The 26,860-nt window shown below is 63.7% G+C and carries 26 protein-coding genes, 1 tRNA gene, 1 other RNA gene and 1 pseudogene; 20 read left to right on the top strand and 9 right to left on the bottom strand.

Annotation, left to right across the window (positions count from 1 at the left end; genetic code table 11):
- The first annotated feature begins 11 nt into the window (after positions 1-11).
- Entirely contained in the window at positions 12-1,607 is a 1,596-nt protein-coding gene (locus VFO25_08895) for a sensor domain-containing diguanylate cyclase (protein HET9343013.1), read from the top strand.
- A gap of 159 nt (positions 1,608-1,766) precedes the next feature.
- Here VFO25_08895 and VFO25_08890 read toward each other — a convergent pair whose 3' ends face one another.
- From VFO25_08890 to VFO25_08865, 6 genes are all read right to left on the bottom strand, one after another.
- A complete protein-coding gene (locus VFO25_08890) occupies positions 1,767-3,389 on the bottom strand; it encodes an alpha/beta fold hydrolase (GenBank protein ID HET9343012.1) in 1,623 nt (540 codons plus the stop codon).
- Between the two features lie 83 nt (positions 3,390-3,472).
- Entirely contained in the window at positions 3,473-3,943 is a 471-nt protein-coding gene (locus VFO25_08885) for a hypothetical protein (protein HET9343011.1), read from the bottom strand.
- A gap of 109 nt (positions 3,944-4,052) precedes the next feature.
- Positions 4,053-4,784, bottom strand: coding sequence for a hypothetical protein (locus VFO25_08880; GenBank protein HET9343010.1), 732 nt, complete (start codon positions 4,782-4,784; stop codon positions 4,053-4,055).
- Position 4,785: 1 nt separating this feature from the next.
- Positions 4,786-5,571, bottom strand: coding sequence for a hypothetical protein (locus VFO25_08875; protein HET9343009.1), 786 nt, complete (start codon positions 5,569-5,571; stop codon positions 4,786-4,788).
- A gap of 4 nt (positions 5,572-5,575) precedes the next feature.
- Entirely contained in the window at positions 5,576-6,508 is a 933-nt protein-coding gene (locus VFO25_08870) for an ABC transporter ATP-binding protein (protein ID HET9343008.1), read from the bottom strand.
- Positions 6,508-6,921, bottom strand: a complete 414-nt coding sequence (locus tag VFO25_08865; GenBank protein HET9343007.1) for a GntR family transcriptional regulator — start codon at positions 6,919-6,921, stop codon at positions 6,508-6,510. Before VFO25_08865 ends, VFO25_08870 begins: the two co-directional genes overlap by 1 nt.
- Positions 6,922-7,220: 299 nt before the next feature.
- Between VFO25_08865 and mutL the strand changes: the two genes are divergently transcribed.
- From mutL to VFO25_08835, 6 genes and pseudogenes are all read left to right on the top strand, one after another.
- Positions 7,221-8,921, top strand: coding sequence for a DNA mismatch repair endonuclease MutL (gene mutL / locus VFO25_08860; protein HET9343006.1), 1,701 nt, complete (start codon positions 7,221-7,223; stop codon positions 8,919-8,921).
- The gene (gene miaA / locus VFO25_08855) at positions 8,918-9,853 is read left to right on the top strand and encodes a tRNA (adenosine(37)-N6)-dimethylallyltransferase MiaA (protein HET9343005.1); all 936 of its coding nucleotides are present in this window, start codon (positions 8,918-8,920) and stop codon (positions 9,851-9,853) included. Before mutL ends, miaA begins: the two co-directional genes overlap by 4 nt.
- A 71-nt stretch (positions 9,854-9,924) precedes the next feature.
- A pseudogene (hfq, locus tag VFO25_08850) lies at positions 9,925-10,110 on the top strand (RNA chaperone Hfq).
- A 133-nt stretch (positions 10,111-10,243) separates the two neighbouring features.
- On the top strand, positions 10,244-11,080 hold the full coding sequence (dapF, locus tag VFO25_08845; GenBank protein ID HET9343004.1) for a diaminopimelate epimerase: 837 nt from the start codon (positions 10,244-10,246) through the stop codon (positions 11,078-11,080).
- A gap of 47 nt (positions 11,081-11,127) precedes the next feature.
- Positions 11,128-12,372, top strand: a complete 1,245-nt coding sequence (locus VFO25_08840; GenBank protein HET9343003.1) for a radical SAM protein — start codon at positions 11,128-11,130, stop codon at positions 12,370-12,372.
- Between the two features lie 11 nt (positions 12,373-12,383).
- Positions 12,384-13,091 (top strand): hypothetical protein, encoded by a 708-nt coding sequence (locus VFO25_08835; GenBank protein ID HET9343002.1) that lies wholly within the window; start codon positions 12,384-12,386, stop codon positions 13,089-13,091.
- Between the two features lie 118 nt (positions 13,092-13,209).
- Here VFO25_08835 and VFO25_08830 read toward each other — a convergent pair whose 3' ends face one another.
- Both VFO25_08830 and VFO25_08825 read right to left on the bottom strand, forming a co-directional pair.
- The gene (locus VFO25_08830) at positions 13,210-13,881 is read right to left on the bottom strand and encodes an NAD-binding protein (protein HET9343001.1); all 672 of its coding nucleotides are present in this window, start codon (positions 13,879-13,881) and stop codon (positions 13,210-13,212) included.
- Positions 13,882-14,544, bottom strand: a complete 663-nt coding sequence (locus VFO25_08825; GenBank protein HET9343000.1) for a TrkA family potassium uptake protein — start codon at positions 14,542-14,544, stop codon at positions 13,882-13,884. It lies immediately after the preceding gene.
- 156 nt (positions 14,545-14,700) lie between these two features.
- On the opposite strand from VFO25_08825, the gene VFO25_08820 reads away from it, so the two are divergent.
- From VFO25_08820 to ssrA, 10 genes are all read left to right on the top strand, one after another.
- Positions 14,701-14,775 (top strand) — tRNA-Pro (locus VFO25_08820).
- A gap of 75 nt (positions 14,776-14,850) precedes the next feature.
- Complete coding sequence (locus VFO25_08815; GenBank protein ID HET9342999.1) at positions 14,851-15,276, top strand: Clp protease N-terminal domain-containing protein; 426 nt, start codon at positions 14,851-14,853, stop codon at positions 15,274-15,276.
- Positions 15,276-15,896, top strand: coding sequence for a DedA family protein (locus tag VFO25_08810; GenBank protein ID HET9342998.1), 621 nt, complete (start codon positions 15,276-15,278; stop codon positions 15,894-15,896). The genes VFO25_08815 and VFO25_08810 overlap by 1 nt, the downstream gene beginning before the upstream one ends.
- A 9-nt stretch (positions 15,897-15,905) precedes the next feature.
- Positions 15,906-17,795 (top strand): excinuclease ABC subunit UvrC, encoded by a 1,890-nt coding sequence (uvrC, locus tag VFO25_08805; GenBank protein HET9342997.1) that lies wholly within the window; start codon positions 15,906-15,908, stop codon positions 17,793-17,795.
- A gap of 11 nt (positions 17,796-17,806) precedes the next feature.
- Positions 17,807-18,187, top strand: coding sequence for a phage holin family protein (locus VFO25_08800; protein ID HET9342996.1), 381 nt, complete (start codon positions 17,807-17,809; stop codon positions 18,185-18,187).
- Positions 18,184-18,660, top strand: coding sequence for a cupin domain-containing protein (locus VFO25_08795; GenBank protein HET9342995.1), 477 nt, complete (start codon positions 18,184-18,186; stop codon positions 18,658-18,660). Before VFO25_08800 ends, VFO25_08795 begins: the two co-directional genes overlap by 4 nt.
- A gap of 133 nt (positions 18,661-18,793) precedes the next feature.
- Positions 18,794-20,533, top strand: coding sequence for a retropepsin-like aspartic protease (locus VFO25_08790; protein ID HET9342994.1), 1,740 nt, complete (start codon positions 18,794-18,796; stop codon positions 20,531-20,533).
- A gap of 6 nt (positions 20,534-20,539) precedes the next feature.
- Positions 20,540-22,219 carry a retroviral-like aspartic protease family protein gene (locus tag VFO25_08785; GenBank protein HET9342993.1) on the top strand — a complete coding sequence of 560 codons (1,680 nt, stop codon included), beginning with the start codon at positions 20,540-20,542 and terminating at the stop codon, positions 22,217-22,219.
- The gene (locus VFO25_08780; protein ID HET9342992.1) at positions 22,216-23,883 is read left to right on the top strand and encodes a pepsin/retropepsin-like aspartic protease family protein; all 1,668 of its coding nucleotides are present in this window, start codon (positions 22,216-22,218) and stop codon (positions 23,881-23,883) included. The genes VFO25_08785 and VFO25_08780 overlap by 4 nt, the downstream gene beginning before the upstream one ends.
- Before the next feature lie 89 nt (positions 23,884-23,972).
- Positions 23,973-24,325: a transfer-messenger RNA gene (gene ssrA / locus VFO25_08775) on the top strand.
- A gap of 5 nt (positions 24,326-24,330) precedes the next feature.
- Here the strand turns inward: ssrA and VFO25_08770 are convergent.
- A complete protein-coding gene (locus tag VFO25_08770) occupies positions 24,331-24,915 on the bottom strand; it encodes a dihydrofolate reductase family protein (GenBank protein HET9342991.1) in 585 nt (194 codons plus the stop codon).
- A 125-nt stretch (positions 24,916-25,040) separates the two neighbouring features.
- On the opposite strand from VFO25_08770, the gene VFO25_08765 reads away from it, so the two are divergent.
- Genes VFO25_08765 through VFO25_08755 form a run of 3 tightly spaced genes read left to right on the top strand, consistent with a single transcriptional unit; the run spans position 25,041 to position 26,802 of the window.
- Positions 25,041-25,442, top strand: coding sequence for a hypothetical protein (locus VFO25_08765; protein HET9342990.1), 402 nt, complete (start codon positions 25,041-25,043; stop codon positions 25,440-25,442).
- Positions 25,443-25,464: 22 nt separating this feature from the next.
- Positions 25,465-26,037, top strand: coding sequence for a GNAT family N-acetyltransferase (locus VFO25_08760; protein HET9342989.1), 573 nt, complete (start codon positions 25,465-25,467; stop codon positions 26,035-26,037).
- A gap of 39 nt (positions 26,038-26,076) precedes the next feature.
- Positions 26,077-26,802, top strand: a complete 726-nt coding sequence (locus tag VFO25_08755; protein HET9342988.1) for a hypothetical protein — start codon at positions 26,077-26,079, stop codon at positions 26,800-26,802.
- Positions 26,803-26,860: the final 58 nt, after the last annotated feature.

Below are 26,860 nucleotides of genomic sequence, written 5' to 3'. Positions count from 1 at the left end.
CGATGAACCCGTTGCGGGCCATCATCCAGCAAACGAGCAGGTTCTTCACGTATCCGCTCACGATCGCCGCAGCCAGACTGCTCGCGGTCTTGCAGACGGTCGCGTTTCCCCTCGGCGCCATCATCCCGGATTGGCTCGTCTTCGCGCTGCTCGGTTATTCGGTCTTCACGGTTGTTCTCGCGCTGCCACCGAGGGCTACGCCGAATTCGGTCGAGCAGAAGGCGGCGCTTCGTCCTGGCAGCTACGGCGTGCTCATCGCGCTCGACATCATCGCGACCGGCCTTGTCGCTTGGAAATCGGGCGCGAGCACGATCGCGATGCTCCCGGGCCTCGATGCCGCCGTGCTTGGCATCGGCGGCGCGGCTGCGCTCATCGGTGCAGCGTCGGTGGCCTATACCGTGGGCGTCGTCGTCGCGGGTACGGCCTCGATCGGCGCCGGGATCACGCAAGGCCTCGTCATCGGTATCGGGCCGTATCTCGCCGCTGCGTTCTCGCTCGTCGCCCGCCGCAGCGCGGAGCGTCAGATCCGCGCGATCAACCACGTCCTCGATGCGGGTTCCGATCTCGGAACGAAGCTCGCGATGGCCGAAGTCTTGACGCAGTTGCTCAATATGTTGCGCCAGTTCCGCGAGTCGGTGCCGTGGCAGAACGTCGTCGTCTACGTCGCGCGTTACGACGACGGCATCGGCGAAGAGATCCTTTGCGCGGAGGCGATCTCCGGATCGCATGCCGACTTCTATCGCGGCAGCAAGCTGCGTTTCACGGACGGGCTCGTCGGTTATTCGGCCACCGAGCAGCGGCCGCTCATCGTTCCGGATCTCCAAAAAGAAATGCGCGACGCGAGCTTGCCCAAACCGAAAGCGGTTCGCGGCGCGATGGTCGTGCCGATCGTCAGCGAAGGCGTCACCATCGGATCGGTCCTTTTCACGTCGGCCGTCTACGGCGGCTTCACGTTCGACATGCAGCGGCTCGTCGACCGGCTCATCCGGCTCGCGTCCGTCGGCATCCAAAACGCGCGGTTGCACAGCAAGACGCTCGAGCTCGCCGATACAGACTCGATGACCGGCTTGCTGACGAACCGTGCCTATCAAGAGCGCCTTGACGCAGAATATCGCCGCGCGCAGACGACGAAGCAATCGCTCGCGCTGCTCATCCTCGACGTCGACTATTTCAAGCACGTCAACGACACCTACGGTCATCCGCAGGGCGACGAACTCTTGCGCCAGCTCGGCGAAGTCATCCGGCAGCACGCCCGCAAGGACGACATCTGCTGCCGCTACGGCGGCGACGAGTTCACCGTCGTCATGCCGGAGACGATCAAAGCGGAAGCGGCGATGGTCGCGGGCCGGCTGCGCCAGGCGGTGCAGGACCGGCTCTTCCAACTCGACAGCGCGACAGCGAAGATAACCGTCTCGATCGGCGTCGCGGGATATCCGCAAGACACCTCATCGCGGCCGGCCCTCGTCAAGGCGGCCGACGATGCGCTCTACGCAGCGAAGCAGAGCGGCCGCAACAACGTCAAGCTCGCGAATCGTCTGCTCAACCAGGTGAAGACGAACGGCTCAGCTGCGTTTCGCGTGCCGACCCCCATCGACGCCCAAAAATAATCGTTAAATCCGACCGATGGAGCGGCCGACCTTTAGCTCGACCGCCGCGGTCTTACTTTAGATTCTGTAGCGGTCGAGCTTTAGCTCGACCGCCGCGGTCTGTCTGGCTCGTCAGCGGTCGACCATGAAGGTCGACCGCTCCATTTCAAGCATGTAAGGCTAGGACTTCGCGTGGAGCCAGGCAAGGAGCGCGCTGACCATCGCGGGGTCGACGCGATGCGGCGCGAGGTACTCGGCGGGAACGGCGGTATGGCCGGTCGGCACCGTGATGAAAAGATGATCGTCGTTCGGGAAGACGCGGACGGTGACATCGCGATGCGCGGACTTGGCGGCATCGACGAGCCGCGGCAGATCTTTCGCGAGCACTTGGAAATCTTTGCCGCCCTGCAAGATCAAAATCGGGCATGGCACCTTCTTGATGACCTGCGCCGGATCGATACCGAACGAGCTGCGCAGCCACGGGCCGGCGCCGTATGGATTCGCGGTGCCGGCCTTCACCATCGCGATCTGCTTTTGCTCGTCGGCGATAGCCTGCGCTTTGGCGGTTCCCGTCAGGCCGCGCGAGGTCTGCTGGATGAGGATCTGATCGAGCGGAATCGCAGGCGGGGCCATGAGCGCGATGCCGCGGAGCGGCGCGCCGCCGGCCGCGAGCGACGGCGCCAGCTCGCCACCCTCGCTGTGCCCGAGGACGAAAACGCGATGCGGATCGACGTTGTGATAGCGACCCACGAACGCGAGGGCCGCGCGTGCGTCGTCGAGCAGGTCGTCGCGCGTCGCGTTCCGCGCGTTCCCACCACTCTTGCCGATGCCGCGCTTGTCGTAGCGCAGGACGACGAACCCGTTATTCGACAGCGCGTTGCTCAGCTCGAGGAAAATCGGATTCGGCCCGACTTGTTCGTTTCGGTCGACTGGCCCGCTGCCGTGAACGAGAACGACGGCGGGCATCCCCGCCGTCGCGCGATCTGGTACCGTGACGGTACCCGCAAGTTTCGTTCCGTCTCGAGATGTGAAACTGACATCGCGGCTCGTGAAGTGCGGCACGGCGGTCGGCAGCGGCGTTGGAACCGCCGGATTCGCTTGTTGGGTCGCCATCGACACGGTCGATTTCTTGGTGAGCACGATCGATATACCCTGAGACGGCACGTCCATCTCTTCCGGCACCAGAGTTGACGGATCCGCCCAGACAGTCACCTCACCGTTTACCAGGCCTTTCGCGACGTAGCCGATATCGGTTGAGCCGATTTTGGCAGGCCGTGAAGACGAGGGCGCCGGGACGAGAGTGATGAGCAATGATTGTGCAGCGCCGATGTCGACGCCGGTCAAGACCATCGAACCGGTCGCATGGACCTGCGCTGCAGCCAGAAAGAAGCCGGTCATGACGGGACCGCTCAACACGACGTTGCCCTTCGCGCCGGCGGCGACGGGGAGCGTGAACGTCTTGCCCTTCGCGGTCTCGGTGATGCTCGTGCTTCCGAACGCCACGTCGAGCGGCGTCGACCCGACAACCGCGTGGACTGCGGTCGTCGAAAGCGTCGCGGGATCGAGCGACGAGTCGAGCGTGTACGTCACTTGTATGGAAGCGACTTCGTGCGCTTTCAGGCCGCCATTCGCGCGGGCGATCGTGATGACGGACGTGCCGATCGTGCCGCCGCCCGCTCGGAATTCGTACGTGTACGTTCCGTCGGGTATCGCGACTGAACTGGGTGCGGGCGTTGACGTTGCCGGCGACGGTGATGCCGCGTCGGCCGCGAACAATAAGGAAGCAAGGATCATAGCGAGCATAGCGCTGCCCTTTCGTGATGAAACCAAAGGTGTCCTATTGTCCTAGTCGTTTAGGACAATTATAGCGGCGCCGTGCGGGCGTGTCACTGCCCCGATGAAGCGGTCACCGGCGTCGCCTCGATACGGATGATCGCGAACTCGGAGCCGTGGCTGAGCGGCTTGACCGCAACGATGTTATCCCCGGCCTGCAGCGTCGTTTGATCCGGGTTCGAGTCCCACGAGAAGTCGCGTACGTGCGTGTGGGGACCACCATGGCTGAGTTTGACGGGACCGAACGACGCAAGCGACTTCTTGTAGAAGGCGATCACATGCGCGGGCGCGTCGCCAGTGTCGTACCGCGCCGCTGTGATGTGGAGCGACACGACAGGCAGGTGCACTTGGACGTCGGCGCCGTCGCCGGCCGGATTGCCAGATGTCCGGTGAGCGCCGGGATAGACGGCGATCGATGGCGCCGGCGAAACCGCGGCGCTGCTCGCGGACTGCGTCGCGTAGACGCAGCCTGCGATCGCCGAGCCGACGGCGAATGCGGCCGTCCGCATGACGAGCATATTCATGACGTCTCATCCTGTCCGTCGCCGGGTTGCTGCGCGTCGACCGAGAGGCCGATCGTGAAACGCAGGTCGCCGAGCGAGAGCTGGAAACGCGTGCCGAAGATCCGCATGATCATGCCTCCAATCGCTGCCAGCGGATGATCGCCGTCGCGCTTCCGATGATGGCGATGAGGGCGAGTGCGGCCGCCGCTGCCGTGCCGTACGTGACGACCGTTCCGTTCTTGTCGACGTCGAACGCTATGTAGACGAGCGGGTTTGCGTAGTTGAGGAAGTCGACGATCGCGTGGAATGGAGGCGGCAAATACTTGAACGACAAGGCGATGAGCCCGATGAGACCCACCCACGTGAACCCGATGACGGCACCTGCTCGTCGCGCGAGCGTCGAAGTCAGGGCTTGGACGAGGCCGTAGAACGCCGCCGGCGCGATGAAGAAGCGAAGCAGCTGAGTCCACGTGTCGGGCGTGACGACGATGTCGCGCATGACGCCGATCGCCGCGAGATAGATGAAGACGACCGCGCACGTCAGCGCGAATACGAATGCGATCCCGCCGAGATCGACCGCCATCTTCGCGAGCGCGTGCACCGGCCGCGAATACGGCTTCGTCCAGGCGACGGGGAGGTGGCCGTCATTTTCCCGCGCGAGGCTGCCGCCGAGGATCGACGCGTAGATCGAGGTGATGATGCCCGCGAATGCCCACACGACCACGAGCGAGAATTGCATCGGCTGGTCGACGTTCATGTGGCCGGCTTTCGCGATCAAGAGGTTGATCGCGAGCGCGATGCCCAGCCATAGGGCGCACACGAGAGAGCTTCGGGTGACGCGCAGCGACTCGACGTAGAACATGTCAGGCCTCCAATCGACGCCACTGCGCGAGACCGAGCGCGAAGCCGGCGGCGAAGAGGATGAGGAGGGCGACCGCGTCCGTGGCGGGCGACAGCGCGGCGACATACGTCAGCGCCGAGCTGCCATTGACGTTCACCGTCGTCGTGCCGGCGGTGTAGTGATACGAGCCGTAAGCGAGCGGGTTGATGAAATCGGCGATGTTGAAGATCTCATGCCACGGATTCGGAATAGGGCTCGCTGCGAGGATGCTGAGGAAGATGGCGCCGACCCAAAACCAACCGATAAGGCCGCGCCCCGCGGATCCGGTCGAGGCCGTGACCGCCATAAGGAGTGCGTAGAACGCGATAGGCTCGAGGATGAACCGACCGAATTGCGCGAGCGTGTTGCTCGGCACCGTGACGTAGTGCCAGACCTGGAACGTCGTGATAAAAACCGCCGCCAGGACCATATACATCGCGAACGCCGCGAGCATGCCGATGGCGTCTACTTTGAGGATGGTCAGCGTGGTCTGGATGCGCGACATCGGCCGCGTCCAGACGACCGGAAGATGTCCATCGTTCTCCTCGGACAACGTGCGTCCGTAGCTCGAGCAAAAGATGCACGTGACAAAACCGGCGAAGGCGAAGAGGGCAGGCAGCGGGATCTCGAACTGCTTGTCGGGGTGCGCTATGTGGGCGAAGAAGCCGTTCGACGCGGCGATGATCACGACGAACACGTAAAGCGCGCCGAAGACGATCGCGAGCACCTTGAGGCCGTTGAGCATCCGCAGGGTCTGCGTGTACTGCATGGCGCTAGCGTCCTGACGCGCCGGAGACGTCGGCCGCCGCGGCTGGACCCGACGAGCCGACGGTGGTGAGGAAGATGTCCTCGAGGTTCTGATCGAGGATGCGGACGCTGCGCGGGCGCATGTCGCCGATCTTGCGCGCGATCTCATCGCCGTTGCCCTTGACGTAGATGCGGACGAGCCGGCCGGCGCGCTGGATCTGGCCTACGGACGGCTCGGCTGATAAACCGTTGAGCGACGGCGCATCGGTATCGAACGTCGCTTCGACGACTTTGAGATCGGCTTTCAGCTGCTCGACCTCCCCGGCCAGGCGAAGCGTGCCGCGGTGCATGATCGCGACGCGCTCCGCAGCGCGCTCCACCTGGCCGATCTGGTGTGAAGAGAAGATGACGGTCGCGCCGCCCGCCGACTCACCGATGATGAGGTCGAGCACGTGGCGCTGATGGACGGGATCGAGCCCGGCAGCTGGTTCGTCGAGGACGAGGATCTCGGGGTGGATCGAAAAGGCGAGGACGAGCGCCATCGCGGTCTGCTGGCCTTTCGAAAACTTGCCTAACTTCTTCTTGCGATCGAGCGCGAAGAGATCCATGAGCTCGTTCGCGCGCTTGTCGTCATAGCGGCGGAAGGAGCGGCGCTGCATCTCGAGCAGCTGTGCGCCGGTCATCCACTCGTAGAGCGCGGATTTCTCCGGAACGTACGAGAGCCGCTCGAAGAGCGGCGGCGTCAACGGCCGGCCCTCGAACGAGATCGAGCCCTCGCTCGGCCGGGCGAGCCCGAGCATGCACTTGAAGGTCGTCGTCTTGCCGGCGCCGTTCGTGCCGAGCAGTCCGAAGATCGACCCTTGCGGGATCGCGAGCGACAGGCTCTCGACCGCGAGCGTGTCTCCGTAACGCTTCGTCAGGCGATCGATCGAGATCGCCGGCGTGCTCTCGTTCATCATCACTTGTTCTCCATGTCGTGCGAGCCGGGATACCAGCGCGCGAGCGCTTTGCGGAAGAGCGCGATCGCGTCGTCGGCGCCGATGCCGATCGACTTCGCTTCGCGCACCGCGGTGTCGAGCGCGGCAGCCGCGACGTCCGATGCGGCACGCGTCGCGCGGCCGACGCCGCCGTTGTCGCGAACGAAGGATCCGCGGCCGGGACTCGTCTCGATGACGCCGTCACGTTCGAGCTCGCGGTAGACGCGGCCGACCGTGTTCGCGTTGATCGTCAGTTCGAGGGCGAGCTGTTTCACCGTCGGGAGCTGTTCGCCGGGCGTCAGCACGCCGAGCGCGACCGATCGTTTCACCTGCTCGATGAGCTGGAGGTAGATCGGCACGCCGGAGTGCGGATCGACGGTGAAGATGGAAGGCATGTGGTTCGTCGCCGCTTCGCTTAGAGTTTCGGGCCCCAGCCGCCGAACGTCAGCGAGCCGGTCTGGATGGGGAGCGCGATGAACGTGTGCTGCGGTTCGTCGCCGGGGGTGTGGTAGAAAAAGCGCGGTTCCATTTCGATCTCCTCATTTTCGGTTAGCGGTTTCAGTACTATTGTACTGTCGTACTAACGTAGTAGTACAATAGCGTAAACGTTTCGGGTTGTCAACACGTCGTTGTCCCCTCCCGTGGGATTCTTGAGGCGAGGGCGCTCCGCTTCGCACCCCCGAAACCGCCAGCCGTGCCGTCACCCTCTATCCGCGCGCTCGACGACGCGACGATCGCCCAGATCGCCGCGGGCGAAGTCATCGAGCGGCCAGTCTCCGTCGTCAAAGAACTCGTCGAGAACAGCCTCGACGCCGGTGCGACGTCGATCGTCGTCGACTGCGGCGACGGCGGACGCACGTCGATATCGGTGACGGACGACGGCGGCGGCATCGCGCCCGGCGAGTTACGGCTTGCCTTTGCGCGGCACGCTACGAGTAAGCTCACGAGCGCCGACGATCTTTTTTCGATCTCGAGTCTCGGCTTCCGAGGCGAGGGTCTTGCGAGCATCGCCGTGGCCGGCCGAGTCGAGCTGATCTCGCGGACGCGCGAATCGGACTTCGGCGCCCGCATCGAAGCGCGTGGCGTCACGTTCGGTGACCCGACGCAGATAGCGGCGCCGCCCGGAACGAAGGTCGTCGTCCGAGATCTCTTCGCCCTGACGCCCGCGCGCCGCGAGTTCTTGAAAAGCGGACGCGCCGAGTTCGCACGCATCGCCTCGCTGCTCGGCCAGCTATCGCTCGGTCATCCGCGCGTCGCGTTCGCGCTCAAAAGCGATGGGCGCGATGTCTGGACGCTGCAAGCCGTCGATGATCCTGTCGATCGCCTCGAGGTCGTCTTCGGTCGCGGCGCTCGCGGCGCACTCGTCAAAGTAGAAGAAGATGCGCACGGCATCGAGCTCGTCAGCGGCCACATTTCCGCACCCGGCCGCGACCGCTCGAATCGCAACGGTCAAGTGTTCTTCGTGAACGGCCGCCTGGTGAGGAGCGCGGCGCTCTCATCGGCGTGGCTCGCGGGCTACGGATCGTTCGGCATGACCGGCCGCTACCCGTACGGCGCGCTCGGCGTCCGGTTGCCGCCCGGCGAGGTCGACGTCAACGTCCATCCGACGAAGGTCGAAGTGCGCTTCGCCAACCAGGCGGCGGTGTTCGATGCGGTGCGGCGCGCCGTCGCACGAACCTTGCGTGCGACCGAAACGGTGCGGTCCTTCGCGGTGAGCTCTATGCCACTGGACAGCGGGGTAACCGAAAATGTAGTAGGCCGATCGAAGCTCGGCGAGTCGTTCGACGCCGTCGAAGCGCAACTCTCGTTCGCACCGTCACGCACGGGGAACGGCGTCCGGATGCTGGGGCAGATCGAGCGCACGTTCATCGTCGCCGCGAACGACGGCGAGATGATCGTCATCGACCAGCACGCGGCGCACGAGCGCATCGCATACGAAGCGATCGTCGACGGCGCGGGCGCGACGGACACGGCGGCGCCGCTGCTTTTCCCGTCAGTCATCGAACTGACGCCGGCACGCGCGGCGGTGCTTCACGATGCCGAGGAAGAACTTGCGGCGGCGGGCGTCGTCGTCGAGCCGTTCGGCGACGGCGCCTATCGCATCGCGTCGCTGCCCGCCGGTTACGAGAAACGCCGCTTCGACCTCGACGGGTTGCTCGACGATCTCGGCGCCGACGATGCGCCGCGCGAAGGCGTCGCGCATCGCAATCGCGTGCTCGCGACCATCGCGTGCCACTCGGTCGTAAGAGCGGGCGAAGCGCTTTCGCCGCAGGAGCAAGCATCGCTGTACGAGCGGCTCGTCCGGTGCCGCGAGCCGCACAGCTGCCCGCATGGCCGGCCGACGATGCTGCGGCTGGATCGCCTCGCGCTCGCCAAAGCGTTCAAGCGCGTGTGAACGCCTCTTCACAGCCGCGCGCACTCGCGATCTGCGGGCCGACCGCGGCGGGCAAGTCCGCGATCGCGCTAGAGGTCGCGCGGGCGCTCGACGGCGAGATCGTCAACGCGGATTCGCGTCAGATCTACCGCGGCCTGACCGTCGGCACCGGTGTACCATCTCGCGAGGCGCTCGCGTCCGTGCCGCACCATCTTTTCCAATTCGTCGATCCGTGCGAACGCTACAGCGCGGGGGCATTCGTTCGAGATGCGAACGCGGTCATGGGCGCGATCGATGAGCGCGGGCGACTACCGATCGTCGTGGGCGGCACGGGCCTTTACATCGAGGCGCTCGGCGGAAGCATGCCGATGGATCGCCGCGCGGCAGATGAGGTCGTTCGCACGCGCGTTCGGGTCGAAGCGTCGGTGCACGAACACGCAACGCTGTACGAGTGGCTTGGCGTCATCGGACCGGACGACGCCAAGCGCGTACCATCGAACGATCGATACCGCACGCTGCGCGCGATCGAAAGCGTCCTAGCGAGCCGGGCTGGCGAACCATCGCATCCGAACTCTGCGCCGCTGGCGACGCGGCGGCTCGATATCGTCGTCCTCGACCTCGATAGTGCGGTGCTCGCTGAGCGAATCGCCGCTCGTGCACGAGGGATGTTCGAAAAAGGGATCGTCGATGAGGCGCTTGCGGTGTCGGGGCGCTGTCCCCAGGCGCCTGCGCTCACCGGTCTCGGATACGCTGAGGCGCTCGCTTGGTCTCGGGGCGAGATGACGCGCGCGGAAGCGATCGCGTCGACCATCAATCGCACGCTTCGCTACGCGAAGCGCCAACGTACGTGGTTCCGTCGCATGGATGCGGCACCGCGCGTCGACGCGTCGGACGAACGCGCTGCGGCCGATGCTATCGTTAGTATTGCAAGGGAAACCACGTCGCGTACGTGAAGCCACGGCACCGAGCGCCGGAGCGCGCGACATAGAGAGAACATCGGAGTCAATAAGGCGTGAAGAACAATCTGCCGCTGCAAGACGCGTATTTGCAGGCGATGAAGAGAGAGAACGCGCCGGTGACGATCTACCTCCGCAACGGCTACCAGTTGCGAGGTCACGTCCGCGGGTTCGACAGCTTCACGATCATCCTCGAATACGATAACAAGCCGCACCTCGTCTACAAGCACGCAGTGTCGACCGTGTCGCCGCAGACGCCAGTGCAATTCACGGGTCACGATCTTTCGGCATCGCGTCCTGCGCCGGTGGCGGCGTCCAACGGCGATCAAGCGGCGCCTGCCGCAGAGGGAATCGCGCGCACGTCCGCATCCTAGCGCGCTTTTTCGCATGGCCCGGATCTCGATCACCAAGTGCCAAGGAACAGGCAACGATTTCGTGTTGCTCGACCGCAGGGCCGGCAGCGAGCTTCCCTATCCAGACCTCGCGCAGACGCTGTGTGATCGCCACGTCGGCATCGGCGCCGACGGTCTGCTCGTCCTCGAGCGAGCGTCGAATATGGGCGCAGACCTCAAGATGCGTATCTACAACGCCGACGGCTCGCAGGCGGAGATGTGCGGCAACGGCGTGCGCTGCGTCGCGCGTTACATGCACGACAGGACACCGACGGCGCCTACTCGTCTCAAGATAGAAACCGTGTCGGGCACGGTACGAACAGAGATCGCCGGCAGCTCGCAGTTTTCCGTGCGCGTCGACATGGGCGTGCCGGGCGAGATCAGGGAGTACGGCAAGGTGAGAACCGTCGGCATCGCGGGCGATCGCGTCGACGTCTCGATGGGCAATCCGCACTGCGTCGTCTTCGTCGACGTCGACTTGATGCCGGTCGACCTCGCCTCGGCCGCGGATGCGATCGCCGCCGACGGCACGTATCCCGACGGCGTCAATGTCGAGATCGCGCGCATATTCTCCGGCGGTCCGCTAGCGATGCGCGTCTACGAACGTGGTGTCGGTGAGACCCAGGCGTGCGGTACGGGCGCGTGTGCCGTCGCGATCGCGGCGATCGAACTCGGCCGCGCAGAGTCGCCGGTTCGGGTCACGATGCTCGGCGGCGACGTGACGGTCGAGTGGGCGGGCGCGGGTGAAAACGCGTTCCTCACCGGCGGCGCCGAACTCGTCTTCGACACGACGATCGACGTCGCCGACGAAGTCGTCGCCGTCTCGCCGTAAGATGCCGTAAGATAATGTGGTATGCCGAGCGAAGCTCGGCAGAGTTCATGAATCCGCTTTTCGCTCGTTCCGACGGTACCGTCCTCGACCTGCCCGCACTGCGCGCCGGCGCTGATGACGGCCTGATCGCGCCCGCGCACCAGCGCGATTTCATCCCCCTGCCCGAAGGGTCGCTGCTGCTGACGCTCCCCGGACGATCGGTCGTCGGTTTCAACGCTTCCCGACGCAGCGTCGTCGGCGAGATAGACGGGTCCGAAGTCGATGCGGTCGCCGCTGCCCTTCCATTAGGATATACACGGACGCTCTTGCCAGCCTACGTCGAGCGCGCCGGCGCACCGCCGCTTCCTTTATATGGCTACGCTGCGGTGGCATGGGACGGCCGGCACATCTGCGTAGGCGCTACGCGGACCGATGCGCTCGAGACCTGGAGCCCCGAGGCGCATGCGACCGACATCGTCCGGGCTGGAATCGAGGCGCGGCGTCGCGAGTTCCCGACGAGTGGGCTGATCCGCCAGCTTGCGCTGTGCGCGACCGAATACGGCTGCTTTACCGCTCAAAATGTCTTTCTGCGATCGGGAGAGGCCGCGATCCCCGTCTCGCCGGCGTGCAACGCGAAGTGCATCGGCTGTATCTCTGAACAAGAGCCGGACGCCCGCATTCAAAGCGCGCAGACGCGCGTTCGAGTCGCACCGACCGTCGACGAAATCGTCGCAGTCGCCGTCGCGCATTTGACCGCCGCGCCGGACGGCATCGTGTCGTTCGGCCAAGGCTGTGAGGGCGAGCCGCTCCTCGCCGCACCGCTCGTCGCGCGAGCGATCAAGGGCATCCGTGCGTCGACATCGGCGGGGACGATCCACATCAATACGAACGCGAGTAGGCCACGCGCGCTCGAGCAGCTCCTCTATGCGGGCCTTACATCCGTTCGCGTCAGCCTCAACAGCGCGCGACCCGATGTTTACGCCGCATACTATCGCCCTAAGGGATACTCGCTGGCGGACGTCGCGGAGAGCATGCGCGTCGGAGGCGATCACGATGCGTCGATATCGCTGAATCTGTTGACGCATCCAGGCGTCACGGACGATCCCGACGAGATGGAAGCCTTCGCGAACATGCTGCGAGCGTATCCGATTTCGATGGTCCAGACGCGGACGCTCAATGTCGACCCCGCCGTTTACTTTGCTGCCGTCGGCCGACCGAGGAAGAAGCCGATCGGGATGCGCAACTGGATCGGTTGGCTCGCTCGCGAATTCCCGAAGCTTCGCATCGGCAACTTCACCCGCGGCTTCGGGTGAAGCATTTTCCGATGACCGTCATCGCTCTGCTAGTGGCGATTTTCCTGACAGGTCAGATGACGCCGGCAGGTCACGCGACCGCGCCTCATGGGCCGACGCAGGTCGAGGTTCGGCCGTGCGCGCCGCTCGCGCCCGGTGCGCCCCGCGTTGGTTGCATCGTCGTCGGCCGAGTGGATCTCGGGTCGCAGCTTCGCGCGCCGGCATATTGGTACATCGATGAGTTCCCGTCAACCAGTGCGGCGATCGCCGCCCGAGGCCCGCATGGCGTGGTGTTCGATTCGCACGGCGCTGCCTGGCTGTTCACGATCGCAGGCGGCGGATGGCATGCCGGCGCCGGACGCAGAGTCGCGCGGATCGGCGCGTTGCCGCTCGTCTCGGCCAAACGATATGCGGTCGAGTATGTCGAGGGTGACTTCACGCCAGGCATGGCCACGCGCGTCCATCGGCACCCGGGCGTCGAAGCGTTCTATACAGTGACAGGAGAGACGTGCGTCGAGACGCCGGCCGGCGTTCAGACGCAAAGCGCGGGGGGTCAGGCGATCATCGTGCGCGCGGGCGTGCCGATGAAGCTCACCGCGATCGGGTCGAAGAACCGCTTCGGATTTGCCTCCGTGCTGCAAGACGCTTCCAAACCGTTCTCGTCCGTCGCGCTCGACTGGAAACCGCGCGGACTCTGCCGCCAGGTCTCGACTCCCGATAGGTCGCGGCGGTCGAGCTAAAGCTCGACCGCTACATTTTTTATCGAGCCGAGCTTCGCTCGGCCTACTACATTTTCTAAAAGGCAAGGTCGCGGCGGTCGAGATGAATCTCGACCGCTCCCTGAGCTATTTTTTTGGCTTAGCGGGTGCCGGCGCCGACGAGTTGGGTCTTGAGTTCGGGCGTCGCGCCGGGTTCGGTGATGATGAGCATGACGTCGCCGGACTCGACGGTCGTGTCGCCGCCGGGGACGGTCACTTCGCCGGCGCGCTCGAGCGCGACGATGACGCAGTGGCGCGGCAGCTTGAGATCCGACAAGCGCTTGCGATTCGCCGGCGAGCCCTCGGGCACGGACAGCCGTACGAGTTCGAGGTTGCCGCCCTTGAACGCCATGAGCGGGGCGACCTCGCGCACGTTGACCTCTTGCTGGATCATCTTCATGACGACTTCGGTGCTGCTGATGACCGAGTCGATGCCGAGCTCCTCGAAGATGCGCTTGTTCTTCGGATTGTTGACCCGCGCGATCGTGCGCGGCTTCGGGAATTTCTTCTTCGTGACGAGGCAGATGACGAGATTGTCTTCGTCGTCGCCGGTGTCGGCAACGACGACGTCGGCCCGCGCGACGCCGGCATCTTCGAGCACGAGCGGATCGCAGCCGTCGCCGACCTGCGCGATCTCAAGCTCGAGCGCTTGGCACAGCCGCGCCGCTTTGCGCTCGTCTTTCTCGACGACGATGACCTCGTGGCGCTCCTCGAGGAGCGTCTTCGCGAGATACGTGCCGAGCTTTCCGCCGCCGACGACAACGATGAACACTTAGCCCGCCTTTGCGAGGTTCGTATCGACGAGCTTGCGATACTCGTCGAGGTAGTCGGGCGCGACGACGGTGACGACGCGGTCACCCGTCTCGAGCTTCAGGTCCGCTTTCGGCACGACGCTCGCGTCACGGCGGACGACGACGCACACCTGGGTCTTGCCCTCGATCGTCACGTCCTTCACCGTCTTGCCGTTGAGCGACGCGGTGACGACGAACTCGATGACTTCGATGTCCTTACGCTCGAACGGAAGCACGCGATACGTCTGCTCGATGAGCGCGTTCGCCATGAGCTTCGCGCCGACGGTCGTCGGGCAGATCGTCGAGATCCCGAAGTCGCGGTACATCTGCGACCGCTCGGGGTCGTAGATGCGCGCGACGACCTTCTTGATCTTGAAATGCTGCTGCGCGATGAGCGCGGCCATGATGTTGCGGTTGTCGCCTTGCGTGACAGCGGCGAAACCGTCGGCGTTCGCGGCGCCGGCGCGCGTCAGCACGTCGACGTCGATCCCGGTGCCGAGGACTTGCTGGCCGTTGAAGTTGCGGCCGAGGCGCCGGAACGCCGCCGGATTTTCGTCGACGACCGTGATCTCATGACCGGCGCGCATGAGGCGTCTCGCCAGCGTCGATCCGACGCGGCCGCAGCCGACGATGAGGTAGCGCATGTTGGAAGACTCCGGTCAATTCGCGCGTTGCAAGCCCAGCGCGATACGGCCTGTTCGTGGCGCCTATCGGCGACTCCCCTCCGCGAGCGGGCACGGCAAGGAGGGCATATGATGACGGCAGAATCAAAATCGGTCAGTCAGTTCGATGTTCTTGATCGGGGCGTAGCTCAGCTTGGTAGAGCGCTCGGTTCGGGACCGAGAGGTTCGCAGGTTCAAGTCCTGTCGCCCCGAGATTCCGATTATGGCGGCTGGGAGCGGTCGAGATTCATCTCGACCGGTGGCCGCCGTTTCGACGATGCAAGGCAGATGATGTTCTCGCGCTTCGATCCGGCGGCCCGAGCGGTCGTCACGCTCGCCGAACAAGAGTGCCGCAACGCGAGCCACTACTACCTCGGCACCGAGCATCTGCTGCTGTCCATGGCGATCATGACGCCGCCCGATGTCGGCGAACGCTTCCGACGCGACGGCGTCGAACCGTGGCAAGTGAAGTGGGCGTGCCGCGCGAGCATGGAGCCCGCCTCCGATCATCCGTGGGAAGGCGTTATCGTCACGCCGCGTGTGAAACGCGTCTTCGAACTTGCGGCGGCGAAGAAAGCTGACGGGTTCGTCACGCCGATCGATCTGCTCGACGCGATCATAGAAGATGGCGGCGGCGTCGGCGCTCGCGTGCTCGCATCGCTGTCGTCTATCGCCTCGCCCGCAGAAGCGGAGCGGGCCCCAGCGGCGTCTTGATGCTCCACGAAGTCACTACTTGGGTCGTCGATCTCATCGCCAAGCTCGGTTACGCTGGCATCTTCGGCGGCATGGGTTTGCAGGCGACGGGTTTCGTGCCGCTGCCGAGCGAGGTCATGATGTCGTTCGGCGGTTATCTCGCGCAAGGGCAAAAGCTCGAGCTCTGGGCGGTCATCGCCGCCGGCACGTTGGGCGACATCGCCGGCGCGCTCGTCGCCTATGCGATCGGCTACTACGGCGGGCGGCCGCTCCTCGAGCGCTTCGGCAAGCTCGTCTTCGTCCGCCCCTCCGACCTCGAACGCATCGAACGCTGGTCCAACAAGTTCGGCTCGCGGGCGGTGCTCATCTGTCGTCTGTTGCCGGGCATCCGTGCGTTCGCGTCATTGCCGGCGGGCGTCACGCGCATGCACGTCGCGGTCTTCGCCGGATTCACCGCAGCCGGATCGCTCATTTGGTGCACCGCGTTCGCCTCGCTCGGCTTCGTGCTCGGCAAGAACTGGGCGGAACTCGATCCGTTCATCCGCCGATTCTCCGTGCTGCTCGTCATCCTCGTCATCATCGCGATCGGCATCTGGATCTGGTCGCACTTCCGCGCGGAGAAGCAGGCCGCAAAAGCGTAAGGATCTCCGATGGACGGCGAGCCTGCCAAGTCGCGCCTCAAAGAGACGCTCGATCATCTCCCGACGGAACCCGGCATCTATCAGATGCTCGATGCGGGCGGCCACGTGCTGTACGTCGGCAAGGCGATCGACCTACGCTCGCGCGTCCGCTCGTATTTCCAAGCCGGCCGGGTGTCGCAGGCGTTCACCGATGCGATGGTCGAGCGTGTCGCGGACGTGCGCACGATCATCGTCCGCAACGAAGCCGAGGCGCTGCTTCTCGAATGCAATCTCATCAAGCAGCACCAGCCGTACTACAACATCCGCCTCAAGGACGACAAGAAGTACCCGTTCCTCAAGGTGACGTTCAACGAGCCGTTTCCGCGCGTCATATTCACGCGTAAGATCATCGAGGACGGCGGCCGCTACTTCGGCCCATACACGAATGCGGCGCGGCTGCGCGATATGATCGACGTCATCCGCCGCGTCTTTCCGCTTCGGACGTGCAAGTATACCGACATCGGCGAGAAGTACCATCGCCCGTGTCTGCAGTACCACATCAAGCGCTGCCTCGCGCCGTGCGCGTTCTTCCAGACGAAAGAAGACTACGACGCGATCGTCGCCGACGTCGTCCTCTTCCTCTCGGGCAAACAGGGCGTGCTCGTCGACCGGCTCGAGCGCGAGATGGTGGACGCGGCCGAGCACTTCGCATTCGAACAGGCTGGCCGGCTGCGCGACCGCATCGCCGATCTGCGGCGCGTCCTCGAGAAGCAAGAGGTCGTCTGGGGCAGCAAGATCGACATGGATCTCATCTCAGGTGCGCACGGCCAGGGGTTGTCGTGCCTCGAAGTCTTCAACGTCCGCGACGGCAAGCTCGTCGGCCAAGACGACTTCATCGTCGAGGGGACCGAAGGCCGTCGCCCCGACGAGATCGCCTCGGAATTCGTCAAGCAGTTCTACGCGCGCGCGCCGATGGTCGCCAAAGAGATCATGATCGACGTCCGCATCGAAGATCGCGAGGAGGTCGAGCGCGCGCTTTCGGCGATCCGCGGCAATCGCGTCCGTATACTCTGCCCCGAGCGTGGGCGCCGCGCCGACTACATGAAGAAAGTGCGGCGAAACGCGGAGCAGCATCTCGCGAACCACCTCGCGACGACGGCCGTCGCCGCCGAACGCGCGACCGCCGCGCTCGACGAGTTGGCCGGCGCGCTCGACCTCCCCGGCTTGCCGCAACGCATCGAGTGCTACGACATCTCGCATATCCAAGGCAAAGATGTCGTCGGCTCGATGGTCGTGTTCGAGGACGGCAAACCGCGCAAGTCGGAATACCGTCGTTTCAAGATCCAGGGCAGCGAGAAGAACGACGATTTCGCGAACATGGGGCAGATGCTCCGCCGTCGCCTGCGCTATCTGCGGCCCGGTGTCGACGACGACACGACGCTCGGCAAGGACAAGAAGTTCGCACGTCGTCCGCACCTGTTGCTCATCGATGGCGGACGCGGCCAACTCTCAGCGGCCCTCGAGGTGCTCAGGGAACTCGACCTCGTCGCGATGCCGGTCGCGGCGCTCGCGAAGCAGTTCGAGGAGATCTATCTGCCCGACGAGCCTGTCCCCGTGCTCTTGCCGCGCAACTCTCCCGCGCTCCATCTCGTCCAGCGGATACGCGACGAAGCGCACCGCTTCGCGGTCACGTACCATCGGCGCGTCCGCGGCAAACGTCAGGTGACGTCGGCGCTCGATGGGCTCGCGGGCGTCGGACCGGCTCGCAAGAAGGCGCTCATCGAGCGCTTCGGTTCGGCGGCGGCCGTGCGCCGCGCATCGGTCGAGGAGCTGCAGGCGGTCCCCGGCATCACGGAATCGCTCGCGCGTTCGATTGCCGCTGCGCTCGCCGGTGAGGAGGAGCGCTCAGCACGGGGCTGAACGTCCGCGCCATGAAGTTCATAATCCGCCTTCTGATCAATGCCGTTGCGCTTGCAGTGATCTCGTATCTGCATATCGCCGGCGTCCACGCGGGCGACGTCCAGTCGTTGCTCATCGGCGCGGTCGTGCTCGGTATCGTCAACGCGATCATCAAGCCGATCCTGATCGTCGTCAGCTGCCCGCTGGAAGTGCTCACGCTCGGTCTTTTCACCCTCGTGATCAACGCGCTCATATTCTATTTCGGGCTGAAGCTCGTGCCCGGCTGGGTGATCCCCAGCTTCTGGTCCGCGTTCTTGGCCTCGATAGTTATGACGATCATCTCGTGGATACTCTCGCTCATCCTTGGAGAGGATCGCAAGGACGCGGCGCGGCCGCAGGGAGGACAATCGTGAGGAGGACATACGCAATCGCGTTCGCCGCGTTAGCGGCATCGCTGGCGACGATCGCCGCCGGCGCGCGTGCCGACGACTCGATGATGTCGAGCGGCATGAAACCGGTGATATTCACCCCGTCGACCGTCAAGTGGGAAGCCGGGACCGGCGAGTTCAAGGGCTTGACCGTCGCGTGGATGTCGGGCGATCCGACGAAGGATGGGCCGTGGACGGTGCGCCTCAAGGCGCCCGCCGGCGCCAAGTTCCCGGTCCACTACCATAACGACACCGAGATGGTGACGGTGATCTCGGGCACGTTCGCCGCAGCCATCGGCGACAAATTCGATGAGAGCAAACTCATGGATCTGCCGGCAGGATCGTTCGTCGTCATACCGGCGGGTATCAAGCACTTCGCTATGGCGAAAACCGACTGCGTCGTTCAGCTCTCGGGTTCGAAGCCGTTCGCGATGGTGATGGTCAAGGACTCGATGTAGGCAGCGGGTGGAGACGCCGGGCAATAGCCCGGCGCGTAGAGCGGTCGGCCCGAGCATGGCCGGCCGCTCTTTTTAATCTTGGGCCAGGCGGCGTTCGTGAGGATGGGCTCCGCAGCTCGCCGAATCACCGGGCATGGCTCGCACTACGTGCGTGGTAGTTTTGGTTTCCGCGCTCGCGCTCGTGCTCGGCACTGCGGCGAGCGCACGCGAGGCGTCGACAACGCCGTCTCCCGCCCCGGCCGTGTCGCCGACCGCGACACCCGCTTCGACGTCGGGCGCGGATGCGGCGATCGCCGCGGCGAGCTCATCGACGCCGGACCCGAGCGATCAGCCGCCATCAGGGATCACGCCGACGAAAGTGTCGCTCGCGCAAGTGTTGCGCGCGTATAGGTCGAGCGAAGGGAAACCGGCTAAACCGGTTTCGACGATGCGCGAGGTCGACGCGATTTCCGCGTATGGAGAAAGCGGAACCGAGTCGTACGCGCGCTCCGGCGACGACTACGTCGAGACGACGCAGCTCGGGCCATCGACGACGTCGAGCGGCAGCAACCACGGCAAACGCTGGGAGCAGAACGAAAACGGCTACACGAATGCGCTGACCGATATGCATCCCGAAGAGGAGCTCAGTTCGGGCGCGCTTTCGAAGGCCGAGCACGGCGAGAACGTCGACACCGTTCGGCTGCTCGGCACGGTGACGACGCCGGTGACCGCGTACGTCGTCGAGGTCGATCCGAAAGGCGGCCGGCACGAGTGGCTGTTCTTCGACACGACGTCGGGGCGCCTCGTGCGGCGCGAAGCGTCGCGCACCGGGCATCGGCTCATTTGGACGTACGACGATTTCCGTACGACTGACGGTACGACCGAGTCGTGGCACGAGCACTTCTCCGACGGCTTCGTCGGCAACGATGTCGATACGACGACGACGAGCCTCCAGTTAGGTGCCGCCGTGTCACCGGCGGACGTCGCGATACCGCAGTCACGCTCGCCGCTCCATTTCCCGGCGGGCGTCACCGAAGTCCGGCTGCCCGCGCGCATCGAGTACGGCGTCATCATCGTCAGGCTGACGATCAACGGGCGCGGTCTCGACTTCCAGCTCGACTCGGGCGCGAGCAACATCGTCATCGACGCGGACGTCGCGCGCCAGCTCGGACTTCAGACGTTCGGCCAGCGGACGCAAGCGGTCGCGGGCGATTTCCAGGCATCCGATGCGATCGTTCCGCAGATCCAGATCGGACAGCTCACGATGTCGAACGTCAGCGTGCACTGCCTGCCGTTCGCATCGAATTGGGACGAGCACACGAAGATCGTCGGGCTGCTCGGCTACGACTTCCTCGCAGGCGCGGTCGTCAAAGTGGATTACCTCAATCAAACCGTCGACGCGTACGACTATTCGGCGTTCCACGTGCCGCCAGGTCAGACGTTCCAAGTCCCGATCAGGCTCGACGACGACGTCCCCGTCGCATCGGCGCAAGTCGGCGGCGGCGCGATGGGGCAGTTCATCGTCGATACCGGGTCGTTCGCCGTGCTCGTCTTCCCGTCGTTCGTCTCCGAGAATTCGAACAATCTGCTCGATTTCGGATACTCGGAGGGCAGCCGTACCTTCTATCCGATCGTCACCTCGCAAGGCGTCGGCGGCGAAGTCTCGCTCATGCCCCTTCAGGCATCGACGTTCAGATTCGCGACGGTCGGTTTCAACGATTTCACCGTCCTCGACGCCGTCCGCGCGCAATCGGATTTCAAAGATGAGGACTTAGATGGCCTGATCGGCCATACGTTGCTCAAGTATTTCGACGTCTACTTCGATTACCGTGACTCGATGCTGATCCTCCAGCCGAACAAACTGCTCGTCTTGCGCGTGCTCTCTTCTCAGTGACAAGCAGTGACGATCAGAAATACGATTGCTTCTTGGTCTAGCGCAGCGCTCGTAGCGGGGGCGGTCTATTCGGCGCCGGCTCTCGCAGGCGGCACCGTCGGATCATTGCTGGCAGATGCACCCTCGACCACATCCACGGCGACGCCCGATCCAAGCACGCTGCCGCCCGCCGGACTCGTTCCTACGACAAAGACTGTTGCTGAGGTGCTCGCGCTTTATCGAGCAAGTGCCGGGAACGTCGTCAAGCCGATCGCTGTGTCGCGCGAAGTCGATGCGGTATCTGGACAAAGCGATAGCGGCACCGAGACGATCGTGCGCTCTGGCAACGACTTCGTCACGACGTTCCGGTTGGGGCGGACCTCGGCTTCATTCGGGTCGTTCCACGGCGTCCGCTGGAGCCACAACGAGAACGGCTACACTCGTATCGTAAGCGGCATCCACGACGAATCGATGTTGAGCGCCAGAGCCCTTGCCGACGCGTTAAAGGGCACCCCCGCGGATTCGGTGCGCCTCCTCGGTGAAGTCGCGAAGCCGGTCGAAGCGTACGTGATGGAAGTCCACCCGCAGGGCGGCTTGCTCGAGTGGCTGTTCATCGACAGGGCGAGCGGTAGGCTCGTACGCAAGGAAGACTCAGGTGACGGCACGCGCGAGACGTACACGTACGACGACTTCCGCACGACGGACGGCGTTGTCGAACCTTGGCACGAGACCTACGCGGACGGGTCGCCTGAAGATGCTTTCGATTGGAAGACCACGAGTCTCGACGACGCAGCGCGGCTCACGCCGGGCGAACTCGCGATCCCGCCGAGCCGAGGGCCGCTCACGTTCCCGGCCGCCGCAGGCGACATCCGACTTCCGGCGATGTTTGAAGACGGCGCGATCATCGTGCACGTGACGATCGGCGGTCGGGGCCTCGATCTCCAGCTCGATTCCGGCGCGAGCGGCGTCGTCATCGACGCCGATGTCGCGAGCCAGCTCGGGCTGGAGAAATTCGATACTCAAAGCGACGAGCAGTCGACATCGCATGAAGTGTCGAGCGCCATCGTGTCCGAGATCCAGATCGGGCCGCTGTCGATGCACAACGTCGTCGTTCAATGTCTCCCGTTCTTTTACAATCCCGACTCGGAGCACAAGGTCGTCGGGCTGCTCGGCTATGATTTCTTTGCCGGCGCGGTCGTGAAGGTAGACTACGTCAACGACACGGTCGACGCGTTCGACGCGGCATCGTTCAAGGCGCCGGCCGGACCGATCGAAAAACTACCGATCAAGCTAGACGATCAAATCCCGATGATCGATGCTCAGCTCGGAAGTGGAGACCCCGGCAACTTCGTCATCGACACCGGCGCGCAATCGTTCATCATTTTCGACGATTTCGCCAAGCAGCACAGCAACGATATCGCGCAAATTGGTTACGCGGACGGCAGGAAGGTGTACTATCCGAAGGAGGTTGCGCAAGGAGTTGGCGGATTTTTTTTCCTTCAGCCCATCCAGGCGCGGGATTTTTTCATCGGTGAAGAGGGCTTCCAGGACGTACGGCTTACGCAAGCCGCGAACTTCGTCGGCGAGGACATCGATGGTCTCGTGGGTTATCCGATACTGCAGTTCTTCGACGTCTATTTCGACTACGCTGATTCGACGATCTTCCTACAACCGAATTCGATTCTGCTCAACGAGATGAAGCAATGAACGGTTGGAGCGCGCTCGGACGTCTCGCGATCGCAACCTGCGTTTCGATCGCGTTCGCGTCCGGACCGGTGAGGGCATTCGCGGACGCACCGCCGGCTCCGGCCGCCACCGCGGATCCCAGCGCGCAGCCACCCGCCGGCATCGTTCCCACAAAAGCGACGCTGACGCAGGTGCTTGCCTTGTACGACGCGAGCTCTGGCTCGCTTCCGAAGGGGACTACGACATCGCGTGAAGTCGATGCGATCACCGCGTACGGCGAATCGGGGACGTATACCGAGCTCGACTCTGGCGACGATTTCATCGAAACGACTCGGCTTGGTCCGACGACGACGGCGAGCGGTACGTATCATGGGCAGCAATGGCGTCAAAACGAAAACGGTTACACGCGGTCGGTCAGCGGCGTGCATGGAGAAGAAGCGCGAAGCGATCAGGCGTTGAGCCGGGCGATCAAGGGCGAGAACCTCGGCTCGGTTCGCCTGCTCGGTGAAGTCGCTACTCCCGAGCACGCGTACGTCGTCGAGGTGAACCCGAGCGCGGGCCGTCACGAGTGGCTGTTCATCGAGACAGCGACCGGCAGGCTCTTCCGAAGAGAAGAGAGCCGTCTCGGCCACCGGATCGTCTGGACGTACGACGATTTCCGCACCACCGACGGCCTGACGACCCCATGGCATCAACATCTCTTCGACGGCTTCGCCGGGAACGACGTCGATTGGCGCACGTCGCAGCTTTCTTACGGCGGTCCCGTCGCGCCGTCCGAACTTGCGATACCGCCGACACGGTCGCCGCTTCATTTCCCGGCCGGCGTCACGCACGTCCGCCTGCCCGCTCGGATCGAGAACGGTTCGATCATCGTCCGCCTGAGCGTCAACGGCCGCGGTCTCGACTTCAAGCTCGATTCCGGAACGTCGGGCATCGCGCTCGATGCCGGTGTCGCGGATCAGCTTGGCCTCAAGCGCTTCGGAGAGAGCACGCATACCGTCGCCGGAACGTTCGAGGCCGCCAACACGATCGTGCCCGAGATGCGCATCGGCGATCTCGCGCTCGATGACGTGAGCATCTCCGCGATCCCATTCAACTACCAGCAGGACCGCGACACGAAAGTCGTCGGCCTGCTCGGTTACGATTTTCTCGCGGGTGCAGTCATAAAGGTCGACTACTACGACGGCACCGTCGATGCGTACGATCCGAAATCGTTCGTGCCGCCGTCGGGCACGGTGTATCCGTTGCCGCTGAAGCTCGATGATGCGGTACCGGTCGTGAGCGCGTCGTTGGGCGAGACGGGTGGGAACGATTTCATCATCGATACGGGGTCGACGCTCGTCGTGCTCTTCCAGGGTTTCGCGCAAAAGCACGCCGCCGAGCTGCCGGCGCTGAGCTATACCATCGCGAACAAGACGTACTATCCGCTCGTGACGGCGGAGGGTGTCGGAGGGCTTTTCGAGCTGCAGCCGGCGACCGTGAAGCATTTCGTGGCTGGTGCGAGCCTCGACGACTTTCGCGTCTACGACATCGTCGATTCGGTCGCCGATTTCCAAGGCGAAGATCAAAACGGTCTGATCGGCTATCAGTTCCTGCGCTATTTCGACGTCTACTTCGACTACAACGACTCGCTCGTGCTGCTGCAGCCCAATCCGCGTCTGGCTCAATACAAGCAAAGCATGTGATGGGCGCGTCTTGCAGGCGCGCCGGAAATCAGGTATACTAGATTGGCCGGCGTCGATAGCCGGTCGTTTCATCTAGAAACGTATGTCGCGGGGGCGTCACGGTCTCGACGGGCTGTGCCCAGGCGAAGGAAGCAAGCGGAGTTCCGAGCCCTCCTTAAACGATCGGACAACGTATAAACGCGAATAGCGAATACGCACTAGCAGCCTAACTTAGGCTACTACTTCCGCGGGGCAACGGCGCCGGCACGGGCCCGCGGATGTCAAACAAGACGGCTACCGTTTGCGGGTACCTCGACGCAGGTGGGAAATTGATCGGGGCATGCGACCGCGGTAATCTTGCTCGGGAGAGTACGCGGCCGCGAGATCAAAGCCTGAGCTAAGCTTGTAGATGCCTTCGTGGGGGTCTTCTCGGACACCGGTTCAACTCCGGTCGCCTCCACCATCTCCTCATCTTCCCATCTTGTACACCAGCAGGACCACTCCAGCCTTGAGGTCCTCGACTCTTGCGAGCTTCAGGGCGCGCCGGTTGGTAAGGCTTTCGAATATCGACGCGTAGCCTTTGCCCAAGAGCACCGGGTGCACGACCATCTGGTATTCGTCGACCAAGCCTAGCCTGATCAAATTCCGGGCGGTCCGCACGCCGCCGTGGACGATCATGTTCTTGCCGCGCCTTTTCTTCAGACTGGATACGACACGGACCATGTCTTTGTCGCTCTTGACGACCCGAAGCTCGATGTTCTCCCATTTGAGGTTTTCATCGACCTTCGACATGATGACTTTGTGCGCCCTAGTCGCCCACCTCGCGTAGGCGATCTCGCCCTTGCTTAACCCGCTCTCTTTAGCTTCCGCGTTGAGCCAATAGTCTAAAAAATCGTCGGCGATCATGCGCCCGAGCAAGAGCGTGTCCGACCTTTTGATCAACGCCGGAACTGCGCTGCCGAAAATGCCCGGCGCCATCGTAATCCACGCCCGTCCTTTGTCCGCCACGTATCCGTCGAGGGACATATGCATGAACAAAATCAGCTTTCTCATAACCGGATTCTATCACGAGTCTAATCAGTTGTCTTCGTGCGCATTGTGTTCGAACGAATGATGGGAAATTGTTGGCACGCCAGTGAAATGTCCAACACCGACCAAAAAGGTGGGCTCGATAAGAAATGACTGGTCGTGCTGCCATTCTTGGTGTCATTCGTTCGGTGCTGCTCGGTTGTGCCAGAAGCACGCACCCGACCACGTTACCCGCTACGCCGCTGCCGACCCCAGCTTCCTCACCCACGCGATGCTGGATACTTGACCGTATGTACCCTATGACAGAACTTTGGCTCGATGAGAAGAAAGTTACACCGAGCGAACGTCACGAGATCGAGATGTGGGCGAACCGGGTCTCGCCCGATCAGAGGTCCCTTGTCCGTTGGATTCGCGATCCACGCGACAAGGCGATCTACATTTTCGTCGCCGAGCCGGAAAAGCCGGGGACGATTTCGGACTGGATCGCGCTCAATGCAAATGTCGCGATCGACGTTCACCGATGTTGGCTGCCGGCTGTACCGGGTGCGTGAGGCACCGGTGAACACAACGGGGATGCGCGATCGCGGAACACGTCCGTTCCTCCTCGAGGGGAATCGCGTCGACGTGCGGCTTGCCGAGCCCGACGACGTCGACGCCATCATCGCGTTCTTCGCCGCGAACGAGGCGCACCTAACGCCGTACGGAGCGGCGTGCTCGCGCGAACATTTGACGCGCCAGCATTGGTCCGATCAGATCGAGCGGCGCCGCATCGAGTTCTTCCACGACGAATCGTGTAAAACGTTCATCTTTCTCCGAGACGACGGTGGCATCGCCGGCACGGCGAACCTCTCGGCAATCGTGCGCGGTCCTTTTCAAGCCGCCTATCTCGGCTATGCGCTTGCGGAAAAAGCGCAAGGCAAGGGATTGATGCACGAAGCGCTGGCGCTCTTGCTCCGCTTCGCATTCGCGGAACTGAACCTACACCGCATCATGGCCAACTTCGTTCCTTCGAACGAGCGGAGTCGCGCCGTCCTCGAAAGGCTCGGATTCACGGTCGAAGGCCACGCGAACGACTACTTGCGCATCAACGGCGCATGGCGCGAACACGTACTCACATCGCTGACGAATCCGGCGTGGCGTTCTTGACGTAGAGGAGTCGTCATCAGACGACCCCAATGCAGCATCATGCCGAAGTCCGTTCTTGCTTCGCTTTTCGCGATATTTGCGTGCTGCTTTATCACCATGCAGGCGCGCGCCGATACGCGACTCGGCATCGAGGCTATAGCCCTTTCCGGTACGCACTTCGAGCCGAAAGAGAACGTATCGACTTCGGGCTTCGCGGGATTCATCCAGCTCGATCAGCGCTGGAAACCTTTTCAGATCCATTTGGAAGGGATCCCATCGGTCGGCACGGCGACCGTGAACACGAGGATGGGGCCGTCGCAGGCGACCCTCGGTTGGTTCACCGCGTCCGCCCGGTTCCGTATCGATCGCGCCGGCCGATTCTGGATAGGAGCTGGCACGCAAGTCCTCGCGCAGCGCACGCCGCAGACCGATGTCTCGACGGTCAACGCGTCGAGGCTCGCAGGCAGCCGTTACGAGCTGGTCGGCGACGTCCCCGTAGGTGCGCGCGCGGACCGGTTCTTCGAAACGGACCTCGCTGTGATGCCGCACTTGAGCGGGTTGCTCTACGTGACGAGAACCTCGCCCGTATTCGAACAGTTCAGCAAAAGCGCCGCGGAGACGGCGGGGATGACGGATCTTTCATTGGCCTACGGCATCACGCGCGGCCGATTCGATTATCTCGTCGGCGGGCGAGCGATCAATTTCGCCGCGAAGTTCGCCAGTGGTCGCGAAGCCGACCGAAACGTCGGCGCCGGTCTCTTCGCCGCCGCGCGCATTCGACTTTAACCGGAGGGCCGCTCGCCCGACCTTGTTGGTCGCGGGAGAACGACCCGAGCGCCGTGAA

The sequence above is a fragment of the Candidatus Eremiobacteraceae bacterium genome (assembly GCA_035710745.1).
In the GTDB taxonomy this organism is placed as follows: domain Bacteria; phylum Vulcanimicrobiota; class Vulcanimicrobiia; order Eremiobacterales; family Eremiobacteraceae; genus JANWLL01.
Note: the sequence above shows the minus strand (reverse complement) of the source record. Positions and strands in the feature narration are given on the sequence as shown.

Bases quoted from the DNA above. Each gene is read 5' to 3' on its own strand.
- VFO25_08840 (HET9343003.1), top strand. From the start codon at position 11,128: ATGAATCCGCTTTTCGCTCGTTCCGACGGTACCGTCCTCGACCTGCCC.
- VFO25_08890 (HET9343012.1), bottom strand. From the start codon at position 3,389: ATGCTCGCTATGATCCTTGCTTCCTTATTGTTCGCGGCCGACGCGGCA.
- VFO25_08880 (HET9343010.1), bottom strand. From the start codon at position 4,784: ATGTTCTACGTCGAGTCGCTGCGCGTCACCCGAAGCTCTCTCGTGTGC.
- dapF (HET9343004.1), top strand. From the start codon at position 10,244: ATGGCCCGGATCTCGATCACCAAGTGCCAAGGAACAGGCAACGATTTC.
- VFO25_08870 (HET9343008.1), bottom strand. From the start codon at position 6,508: ATGATGAACGAGAGCACGCCGGCGATCTCGATCGATCGCCTGACGAAG.
- VFO25_08885 (HET9343011.1), bottom strand. From the start codon at position 3,943: ATGAATATGCTCGTCATGCGGACGGCCGCATTCGCCGTCGGCTCGGCG.
- uvrC (HET9342997.1), top strand. From the start codon at position 15,906: ATGGACGGCGAGCCTGCCAAGTCGCGCCTCAAAGAGACGCTCGATCAT.
- VFO25_08780 (HET9342992.1), top strand. From the start codon at position 22,216: ATGAACGGTTGGAGCGCGCTCGGACGTCTCGCGATCGCAACCTGCGTT.
- VFO25_08755 (HET9342988.1), top strand. From the start codon at position 26,077: ATGCCGAAGTCCGTTCTTGCTTCGCTTTTCGCGATATTTGCGTGCTGC.
- VFO25_08815 (HET9342999.1), top strand. From the start codon at position 14,851: ATGATGTTCTCGCGCTTCGATCCGGCGGCCCGAGCGGTCGTCACGCTC.
- VFO25_08865 (HET9343007.1), bottom strand. From the start codon at position 6,921: ATGCCTTCCATCTTCACCGTCGATCCGCACTCCGGCGTGCCGATCTAC.
- VFO25_08765 (HET9342990.1), top strand. From the start codon at position 25,041: ATGACTGGTCGTGCTGCCATTCTTGGTGTCATTCGTTCGGTGCTGCTC.
- VFO25_08760 (HET9342989.1), top strand. From the start codon at position 25,465: ATGCGCGATCGCGGAACACGTCCGTTCCTCCTCGAGGGGAATCGCGTC.
- VFO25_08770 (HET9342991.1), bottom strand. From the start codon at position 24,915: ATGAGAAAGCTGATTTTGTTCATGCATATGTCCCTCGACGGATACGTG.
- VFO25_08810 (HET9342998.1), top strand. From the start codon at position 15,276: ATGCTCCACGAAGTCACTACTTGGGTCGTCGATCTCATCGCCAAGCTC.
- VFO25_08835 (HET9343002.1), top strand. From the start codon at position 12,384: ATGACCGTCATCGCTCTGCTAGTGGCGATTTTCCTGACAGGTCAGATG.
- VFO25_08875 (HET9343009.1), bottom strand. From the start codon at position 5,571: ATGCAGTACACGCAGACCCTGCGGATGCTCAACGGCCTCAAGGTGCTC.
- VFO25_08790 (HET9342994.1), top strand. From the start codon at position 18,794: ATGGCTCGCACTACGTGCGTGGTAGTTTTGGTTTCCGCGCTCGCGCTC.
- VFO25_08800 (HET9342996.1), top strand. From the start codon at position 17,807: ATGAAGTTCATAATCCGCCTTCTGATCAATGCCGTTGCGCTTGCAGTG.
- VFO25_08825 (HET9343000.1), bottom strand. From the start codon at position 14,544: ATGCGCTACCTCATCGTCGGCTGCGGCCGCGTCGGATCGACGCTGGCG.